Genomic DNA, 8687 nt, shown 5'->3' on the forward strand with positions numbered 1-8687 from the left:
AACAGATTCTATCTTAATTTAAAATAGCGCTTACAACTTTTATTCTTATTTTTCTAAGAAAACATATGAAAATCACTAATAACTATCCAATATATGAAAACGTTTTATTTTTTTGTTTATTTTTTGAATCTATTCGTTTATAATGAACTCAAAGAAAACGTTTGCATAATTATTTCTAGGGGGAAATACCATGGCAGAACTGAAATTAGAAAACATTTATAAAATATATGATAATAATGTAACAGCTGTAACAGACTTCAATTTACACATTCAAGATAAAGAATTTATCGTATTTGTCGGTCCTTCTGGATGCGGAAAATCTACAACATTACGAATGGTTGCTGGACTAGAAGATATTTCAAAAGGAGAGTTTTCAATTGATGGTAAGCTAATGAATGATGTCCCTCCAAAAGATCGCGATATCGCAATGGTCTTCCAAAACTATGCCCTATATCCACATATGAGTGTATATGATAATATGGCATTTGGATTAAAACTTAGAAAAATACCAAAAGATGAAATTGATCGTCGTGTAAAAGATGCAGCAAAAATTTTAGGACTGGAACAATATTTAGATAGAAAACCGAAAGCATTATCTGGTGGACAACGTCAACGTGTTGCGTTAGGGAGAGCAATCGTTCGAGACGCGAAAGTGTTCTTAATGGATGAGCCATTATCTAACTTAGACGCTAAATTACGTGTTGCAATGCGCTCAGAAATTTCTAAGTTACACCACCGCCTTGGTACGACAACAATTTATGTAACGCATGATCAAACTGAAGCGATGACAATGGCTTCTCGTCTTGTTGTTATGAAAGACGGAAAAATTCAACAAATCGGTACTCCAAAAGAAGTATATGAAACACCTGAAAACATTTTTGTTGGTGGATTTATCGGCTCTCCAGCGATGAATTTCTTCCGTGGTAAATTAACTGAAACCGATTTCGTTATAGACAATGCTGCAAAAATTAAAGTAACTGAAGGAAAAATGAAGATATTACGTGAACAAGGCTATGTAAATAAAGACATTGTTTTAGGTATTCGTCCTGAGGACATTCATGATGAACTATTATTTTTAGAAGCTTCACAATCTACTGCCTTCACAACAAAAATTGAAGTTGCTGAGTTATTAGGTGCTGAATCTATTTTATATATGAAACTTGGAAATCAAGATTTTGCAGCACGTGTTGATGCAAGACATACATTTTCACCTGGTGACCAAATTAAACTAGCATTTGATATGAATAAAGCGCATTTCTTTGATAGTCAAAACGAACAACGCATTCGTTAAAAAATAATTTTCATACAAAAAAACCGTCCACATATATTGAGGGCGGTTTTCACTATTATACGAGGGCTTCTACTGTATGAAATGATTGTCCTTTCGTGCTAATAATACCGAAAATCGGTAAGTCACTTAGCACCACTTCTTCTTGCTGTTTCATAAAAGATGACGTTAATTGTTTTATCTCTATCCATACGTCATTAATACAAAGTACATTGGAATCGTTCTCTTGTTGGCGTGAAAATATAGAATCTATTTTATATAAACCAGCATTTTGAAAAAGCATATCAATGCGACTGAATGCATTCAAAGTAATGCTGATTACGCGTTGCCAATCTCCTTTTTTTCCATATTATAGGATACAAAAAGTGCTTCTCCGCCTAAATTCGTAATTTCCTCCACTGTTGCTTGTCCACTTTCTTGATCAATGTCCGTCACAATTACTTTTGCACCTTGTTTAGCCAACAAAAGAGCTGTATTACGTCCAATACCGATGCCACCGCCAGTTACGATAGCAACTTTTCCTGCAAGCTTCATTTTCATTACCCCTTCTATAAGTCTTACCGTCATTCAGTATACTCCTTTATGAGATTAGTCTGCAAGCAAGAAAAGTTGCTTATTCATTTGTAAACGGTTACTTTTTTACTCCTTCTTTTTTCTTACTATTACGCTGATCGAAAACTAAACCGATGAAAATTAAAATCCCCCAAAAGATTACGCTACCTCCAGTCACTTCAATTTCCCCCTTATTATATAAACATATTATTTTAATCATTATAACATTTTCTTAATTTTCAATCTATTAAACTCGAAAATGATATAGATTAACTTTTTCCCTATTATATATCCACTAAAATATATTTGTATAACAAAAAGAGACCTTTTTACATAAAAAGGTCTCTTTTTGTTATACAAGACTTATCACTTTCGTTTTTGTAATTAAATCCTGAAAACCACAATTATCTTTGCGGAATAACATCATATATACGTTACATAATATCGGAATTCCAAGCAGTAATATGTTCGGTAATAACAATACAAAAAATCGAATCGTTAATGTTTGTAATGTTAACTTTTCACTCTTCAATGAAATTAATTTTATTCTCGTTACCTTTTTACCAAGTGTTACACCGTTCCAAATAAAGGGTAGCAAAATAAAATATATCGCCATTAATATAAAAACTACTGCAAGATCATATCTATAATCGCCAAAACTAATATTAAAGCGATTAAAAATAGCACTATAATTTCCAGTCATAACAGCTACTACTGCACCATACATAACCGAGATTAAAAACATGTCAATTAGGGAAGCACCTATGCGGTTCATTACAAGCGCTGGACGATGCATCTTTAACTTCATTTTTATGTCGACTCCTTCATATCCTTCTTTACCCGTCTCATCGTACCACTTCTAAAAAACATTGTAAACTAGCGTTTCTCTTACTTTTCTTGTACAATGTGTTACAACAGCATTGTAAAGGAGGTTCCCATATTGAAAAAATGGATAATCCTATTCGTCGCATTCCTATTAGCCGGTTGTGCTGGAAATACAAATCATATAACATATACGATTAACGATGAATACGAACTCATACGTACTTCTGGAAATGCATTTGAACTTTTCCCCACGCAAGATGCTGTATATGCCACACAATACATTCCTGCAAAAATTACAGACATAGCCTGGGATGATAAATACATTATTGCAAAACAAACTGAGGAAAAGTCAGATCCTAATAATCCTGACGCAGCAATTGCAAATAAAAAAAGCGAGCATTATTGGATTATTGACGTAAAGCATAATAAACGTTTTGGTCCCTATAATGAAAAACAATTTCATGAACAAAAAGATGCGTTTAAAATTAAGGTACCTTTTCAAAGTGTAGATTCATACATAGAAGAACAGAAAAAACAGTCAGCATAATAGTTTGAGCGCTGACTGTTTTTTCTTGCATATATTTAAAAACAACTTACTCAGAAAGTGAGATGTTAAAAGTTTGTGGCTCTTTTACAACATCTTGCGTTTCTGTATTTGCTGCGATTACATTATCTGTTGTAAATTTAATATCCTTTACCTTTTCTTTTCCATCATCAAGTATTAGGCCGATAATACCATCTCTTGTTTCACCAGGCTTATAGTCTTCCCTTGATACATTTTTTGTACCAACGAGCGTATCTTCATCATATAAAAAGTTTTGCGTTGCTACTTTAAAATGTTGTTTATCATTAATCGCAACATCATTCATAGAGAAAAATTGTATATTTTTATTCCCGCTATTTTCCACCTTATATGTAATTTCAACGTAACGAATCGTATCACTAATCTCTGTACCACTTAGCGATGCATATAACTCCGCATCTTCTTGACTGACTTTATCTCCTAATCTACGCTTTACTTCTTCAGGAGTTAATGCCGTATATACTTTTAATGTATTTTTTGCATCTTTACTCATCTGCGATAAAGAGATTACTTTCACATCTTGTACGTGAATTTTCATTGGTGCTACTTCAAATGTTTGATTCACAGAATGAATTTGTTCTAATTTAAAAGTACCCCATCCTGTTTCTTTCACTTTTTGTCCTACTTTTTTCAGCTCACGCCCACCATATTCTTTTGTTTCAGGAATAGATTCTTTCTTCTTCGGTTCAGCTTTCTTTTCTTCTTGATGGAAGCAACCACTTAACATAAGAAGAAAACTACATAAAACAAAAATACTTTTCCATGCTTTCATCATATAATTTCTCCTAACACTATCATTCATTAATATTAATTAGTCCTTTGCTTTGTAAACTATAGAAACAATGAGAAGTCCACAAAACGAACTTGTCAGTCCAGATACTATTATACCCCCTATTTGGAAAATATGAAAATAGGGATCTACGAACGCGTGCACGATAAATATAATAGTTGCCACAACAATTGCCGAAATCCAATATTTTATTTTTTCCGAAGCTAAAATAAGGTCTTTACCCATTTCATTTCTACACTTCCATAAAACGTATACTAATAACAGAAAACCAATACATGTACTTCCATGTTGCATATATTTATAAACAGAGATACCGTACCATTCTCTTTGCAATAATGGTATTTTCATAACAAAATAGCCTGTCTTATGAGTGAATGCATCCCAAACAACATGCGTTAACATACCGAATAATGCTGAATAACAAAATACAAAGAAATCTTTCCTTGTGTAAAGCCCCCACCTCTCATCTACTGCATATGTATAGTAGCCAGCAAATGGTTTAGGTAAATGTGTTATAAACGGCTTTTTTAAAATGTAGTGATATATGTATGCTAATAAAAATACGAGTGGTAAATTAAAATATAAGAATCCAAGCCACGTATGCCCAATTACACCATACGGTCTAAAGTGTAGGAAATATTCAAAGTCAGGCGCCATACTACCTAATATAAGAGCCGTTACTGAAATATGTTGAGAATACTTTTTTGCAAAAGGAAGAACTGCTGCTGGATGTGCAAATGTAAACGGCATGTTTTAACTCCTTTTTATAATTACAATAGATTACATACTATCATAACGACATGAATAATCTCCATGCAATATTTATTTTCACATTGGAATATGATAGTTTAAATGATATAATCCACATAAAATATTTAGAAAATAAGGAGGGATTCACGTGTCATTAACACTTGTCTTTTTTCTTGTTCTGTTTACCTTGTTTTTAAGTACATACATTGGCTTCTATCTATGGAAGCACTACAAAATTATAAAATATATACCTGCTCTCGTTGGTTTTATAAGCATTCTTTTTATTTTCATATGGAAGAGAATGACTTTCGGCTGGGAAGGTCTTGGCTTTGGCGCACTTCAATATACAATACTATTTGCAAGTTGTCTTCCCCTTGTATTTGCTGCTTTTTTAGAATCAAAATCCGTTATGAATTGAGGTTTCTATATTGATTGACGTACCCTTTTTACAAAATGTCACATTAAAAAAAGAAAATATCCCTAGTTTCTCCGCATATCCTTACTGTTTACCCGCTATTCGAACATTACAATCACTAGCTTTCCATCCAAATGTAACATTCATTATTGGAGAAAACGGAACGGGGAAGTCAACATTACTCGAAGCGATTGCAATTGCTTTAGGATTTAATGCAGAAGGTGGAACGAAAAACTTCCGTTTTAGTACAAACGATTCACATTCATCTTTACATGAACATCTTCGAATTTCCAAAAGTTTCAATACACCAAACGATGGTTTCTTTCTTCGTGCTGAATCATTTTATAACGTTGCTTCTTATATTGATGAAATAGATGCTATAAAATCTTATGGCGGTGTTTCACTTCACGAGCAATCCCATGGTGAATCATTCTTCTCCTTATTTATGAATCGTTTTTCAGGACAAGGCTTATACATTTTAGATGAGCCCGAGGCCGCTCTATCACCAATGAGACAACTTTCTATGCTCATTCGAATGCATGAACTAGCGGAACAAGGTTCACAATTTGTTATCGCAACGCATTCTCCTATTTTAATGGCTTATCCCGAATCCACTATATATTCTTTAACACAAGAAGGGATTCATGAATCCACATTAGAAGAAACTGAGCATTACCAAACGACGAAACTTTTCTTTGAAAATCGTGATCGATTATTTCATCATTTATTTGAATCATAAAAAAAAGAAGCAGCGATTGCTGCTTCTTTTTTATAGTGCTTCTATAAATAATGCTACCCCAATACCGCCGCCGACGCATAGAGAGGCAATTCCTTTTTCTAATCCGCGTCTTTTCAATTCATGAATTAAGCTTACAGTGATACGAGCTCCTGTACAACCGATTGGATGTCCAAGTCCTACACCACTACCGTTTACATTCACCTTTTCACGATTTAAACCTAATTCTTTCTCTACAGCTAAGTATTGTGCAGCGAAAGCTTCGTTAATTTCCAGCAAATCTGCATCTTCTAATGACCAATCTACTTTTTCTAACCCTTTACGAATTGCTGGTGCTGGTCCAATACCCATAATTTTTGGATCTACTCCAGCTACTGAATATCCAACAATTCTAGCTAACGGTTGTAAGCCTTTTTCTTTCGCTTTTTCTTCGCTCATTAATACTAGAACCGCACTTCCGTCATTCAGGCCAGATGCATTCCCTGCCGTTACAGATCCGTCTTTACGGAAAGCTGGTTTTAATCCTGCTAATTTTTCTGCTGTAATGTCAGCACGTGGATGTTCATCCTTTGAAAATACTACTTCTTTTCTACGTTCTTTTATTGTAATAGGAACAATTTGATCGTCAAAGTATCCAGACTCGATTGCCTTCAATGCCAATGTATGACTACGAAGCGCAACTTCATCTTGTTCCTCTCTTGTAATTTCATATTGTTCAACTAAATTTTCCGCTGTTTCCCCCATCATAATATGATGAATTGGATCTTCTAATACTTCCCACACCGTATCACGAATTTCTCCGTGTTGTAGGCGTTGTCCCCAGCGGTGTTGTTTTAATGCATAAGGGCTTGAACTCATTGCTTCTACTCCACCTGCAACGACAACTTCACTTACACCTAATTGAATTTGCATTGCAGCCGACATAATTGCTTGCATACCTGAAGAACATTGGCGTTGGATTGTATAACCTGTAACTGTGTCAGGAAATCCTGCCGCTAATGCAGCCGTTCTTGCCGTATTTGCTTCATCAGTTCTTTGAATACAATGACCTAAAATCACTTCATCAACTTCGTGTGGTTCTACCCCGCCTCGTTTTACAGCTTCCTGAAGTACAGGAACAGCTAATTCTACTGGCGTTACATTTTTTAGCGCTCCCCCAAAAGTTCCAATTGGCGAACGAACTGCAGCTGTAATAACAACATTATGCATTTTGCACTTGCCCCTCTCTTATGTACCCTAGTCAGTTTTTAGGTGAAATTCCATAAGATGTATGTCTACACCTATCATACTATAAACATACTAAAAAATCAAAATATTTAATATAATAAAAATAGAAGGAATTAACCTTCTATTCTGTTAATGCATATAGAAATTTTTGTAAAATTTTCTCAGTTGTTTTATTCAAATTCGGTAACTTATCTACAGGAAAATATTGAAGCTGTAATCCTTCATGGTCAAGCCTTAATTCCCCGCTCACATGATGCCCCTGATACAGATGAATGACATTAAAAATTTCATCTCCATTTGGATATTGGAAGTACACTTCTTTTCCCGAAAGAACCCCGATAAATTGCATAATTTTCGCATTTAGTCCCGTCTCTTCAAATAGTTCTCTACGAGCAGTTTCTTCTGTCGTTTCTCCTAGCTCCATCGCCCCGCCAGGTACACCCCAATCATATGTATCTGAACGATATTGAAGCAATACTTCTTGATTATCATTTAAGATAATAATTGCTGATCCTACTAGAATAAGCGGCCTTGTACCAACGACTTTGCGTAACTCTTCAGTATACCCCAATATGTAAACTCTCCTTTCCTCACCCTCCCTTATCATAACAAAATTTTTCTCCTTTTGTTGATGTAATTTTAAAGAAAAAAAGGAAGCTTTCGCTCCCTTTTTTCACCTTTATTTCTTAAAACTTTCATATTTTACAGCTTCAAAAGCTTCTTCTATTTCATCATTACGATAATGGACATATGTAAAACGCCCTAATTCTACTAATCTTGCTATTTCTTGTAACGCTTTATGTTGCTCATATGTTTCCTCAAGCTTAATATGTACATAAAATTTCATTAAAGGATGTTCATATAAAGGTTCTCCCACCTCTACATATACATCTTCCACCCCTTGTACAACTCTTACATAACTTGCAAATTGATACAGTGCTTCTCTGTCTGAAACGATTTTTAATGTATACATATATTCTCCCCCTTTCCTTTACTATATCAAAAAGACAGCCAAACCATGTTATAGAACTATGAAATTTTTTCGACTTGTAATAAACAAGGCGTTTATCCATACATAGGATCTTTTCCCAACATATATTATAGAAAGAATTTTTTCAGTTGAGGTGTTCCTTATGGATCCATACGTCAATATATGTATTTGCATTACGCCAGGCGCCGATATTTCTGATGACCGTATTGCAAAAGATTTAGCAGTTGCAGAATCAATTTGGCACCCCATTACATTTCAAATTCAAGAAGTAATTGTTTTAAATGAACTTTTTCGTTTTTCTGACCGTGAAATTAGTTATAAAGATTCTATTCAAAGTCAGGAAAAATTAGCATCCTTTTTTCACACTTGTGTAAATGAAGCTCCTGAATGCGACCTTTACATTTGTTATATTGGCAGTGATTATTTCAAAGAAACAGCAGTAATTGCCTGTGCCTGTAATCAACGATTGTAAAATACCCAATAACAACGGTTTTAAATTCCCCAAAAATAACAGATAATCGTTTCGAAAC

11 protein-coding genes and 2 pseudogenes are annotated in these 8687 nt (G+C 34.3%); 5 read left to right on the forward strand and 8 right to left on the reverse strand.

The annotated features are described in order from the left end of the window. Nucleotides 1-190: 190 nt before the first annotated feature. Entirely contained in the window at nt 191-1291 is a 1101-nt protein-coding gene (locus tag PDQ33_RS08745) for an ABC transporter ATP-binding protein (protein ID WP_000818923.1), read from the forward strand. A 55-nt stretch (nt 1292-1346) separates the two neighbouring features. Here the strand turns inward: PDQ33_RS08745 and PDQ33_RS08750 are convergent. From PDQ33_RS08750 to PDQ33_RS08760, 3 genes and pseudogenes are all read right to left on the reverse strand, one after another. Next, a pseudogene (locus PDQ33_RS08750) lies at nt 1347-1855 on the reverse strand (SDR family NAD(P)-dependent oxidoreductase). A 64-nt stretch (nt 1856-1919) separates the two neighbouring features. Next, nucleotides 1920-2018, reverse strand: coding sequence for a hypothetical protein (locus PDQ33_RS08755; protein ID WP_000145657.1), 99 nt, complete (start codon nt 2016-2018; stop codon nt 1920-1922). A gap of 174 nt (nt 2019-2192) precedes the next feature. Further along, nucleotides 2193-2648 (reverse strand): RDD family protein, encoded by a 456-nt coding sequence (locus tag PDQ33_RS08760; RefSeq protein WP_000769088.1) that lies wholly within the window; start codon nt 2646-2648, stop codon nt 2193-2195. Between the two features lie 132 nt (nt 2649-2780). On the opposite strand from PDQ33_RS08760, the gene PDQ33_RS08765 reads away from it, so the two are divergent. Continuing rightward, complete coding sequence (locus PDQ33_RS08765) at nt 2781-3212, forward strand: DUF3997 domain-containing protein (RefSeq protein WP_000758783.1); 432 nt, start codon at nt 2781-2783, stop codon at nt 3210-3212. 46 nt (nt 3213-3258) lie between these two features. On the opposite strand, the gene PDQ33_RS08770 is transcribed toward PDQ33_RS08765, so the two are convergent. Continuing rightward, nucleotides 3259-4023: a hypothetical protein gene (locus tag PDQ33_RS08770; RefSeq protein WP_000973892.1), complete on the reverse strand. Its 765-nt coding sequence runs from the start codon at nt 4021-4023 to the stop codon at nt 3259-3261. A gap of 36 nt (nt 4024-4059) precedes the next feature. Further along, a complete protein-coding gene (locus tag PDQ33_RS08775; protein ID WP_071741818.1) occupies nt 4060-4788 on the reverse strand; it encodes a DUF4184 family protein in 729 nt (242 codons plus the stop codon). A gap of 148 nt (nt 4789-4936) precedes the next feature. On the opposite strand from PDQ33_RS08775, the gene PDQ33_RS08780 reads away from it, so the two are divergent. Further along, the gene (locus PDQ33_RS08780; protein ID WP_000059968.1) at nt 4937-5206 is read left to right on the forward strand and encodes a hypothetical protein; all 270 of its coding nucleotides are present in this window, start codon (nt 4937-4939) and stop codon (nt 5204-5206) included. Nucleotides 5207-5216: 10 nt separating this feature from the next. Next, entirely contained in the window at nt 5217-5942 is a 726-nt protein-coding gene (locus tag PDQ33_RS08785) for an AAA family ATPase (RefSeq protein WP_061132246.1), read from the forward strand. A gap of 30 nt (nt 5943-5972) precedes the next feature. Here the strand turns inward: PDQ33_RS08785 and PDQ33_RS08790 are convergent, their stop codons facing one another. From PDQ33_RS08790 to PDQ33_RS08800, 3 genes are all read right to left on the reverse strand, one after another. Continuing rightward, on the reverse strand, nt 5973-7148 hold the full coding sequence (locus tag PDQ33_RS08790; protein WP_000552085.1) for an acetyl-CoA C-acetyltransferase: 1176 nt from the start codon (nt 7146-7148) through the stop codon (nt 5973-5975). Between the two features lie 139 nt (nt 7149-7287). Next, nucleotides 7288-7737 carry an NUDIX hydrolase gene (locus tag PDQ33_RS08795; RefSeq protein ID WP_270697844.1) on the reverse strand — a complete coding sequence of 150 codons (450 nt, stop codon included), beginning with the start codon at nt 7735-7737 and terminating at the stop codon, nt 7288-7290. Nucleotides 7738-7845: 108 nt separating this feature from the next. Then, a complete protein-coding gene (locus tag PDQ33_RS08800) occupies nt 7846-8139 on the reverse strand; it encodes a DUF3928 family protein (protein WP_000288327.1) in 294 nt (97 codons plus the stop codon). 160 nt (nt 8140-8299) lie between these two features. On the opposite strand from PDQ33_RS08800, the pseudogene PDQ33_RS08805 reads away from it, so the two are divergent. Then, nucleotides 8300-8611, forward strand: a pseudogene (locus tag PDQ33_RS08805) (DUF955 domain-containing protein); the annotation flags it as partial. Nucleotides 8612-8687: the final 76 nt, after the last annotated feature.

The organism is Bacillus cereus group sp. Bc031 (assembly GCF_027716265.1).
GTDB lineage: Bacteria > Bacillota > Bacilli > Bacillales > Bacillaceae_G > Bacillus_A > Bacillus_A paranthracis.

What these genes read in the sequence shown, in the direction of transcription:
- PDQ33_RS08745 (WP_000818923.1), top strand. Translation starts at nt 191, where the DNA reads ATGGCAGAACTGAAATTAGAAAACATTTATAAAATATATGATAATAAT.
- PDQ33_RS08760 (WP_000769088.1), bottom strand. Translation starts at nt 2,648, where the DNA reads ATGAAGTTAAAGATGCATCGTCCAGCGCTTGTAATGAACCGCATAGGT.
- PDQ33_RS08770 (WP_000973892.1), bottom strand. Translation starts at nt 4,023, where the DNA reads ATGATGAAAGCATGGAAAAGTATTTTTGTTTTATGTAGTTTTCTTCTT.
- PDQ33_RS08775 (WP_071741818.1), bottom strand. Translation starts at nt 4,788, where the DNA reads ATGCCGTTTACATTTGCACATCCAGCAGCAGTTCTTCCTTTTGCAAAA.
- PDQ33_RS08790 (WP_000552085.1), bottom strand. Translation starts at nt 7,148, where the DNA reads ATGCATAATGTTGTTATTACAGCTGCAGTTCGTTCGCCAATTGGAACT.
- PDQ33_RS08800 (WP_000288327.1), bottom strand. Translation starts at nt 8,139, where the DNA reads ATGTATACATTAAAAATCGTTTCAGACAGAGAAGCACTGTATCAATTT.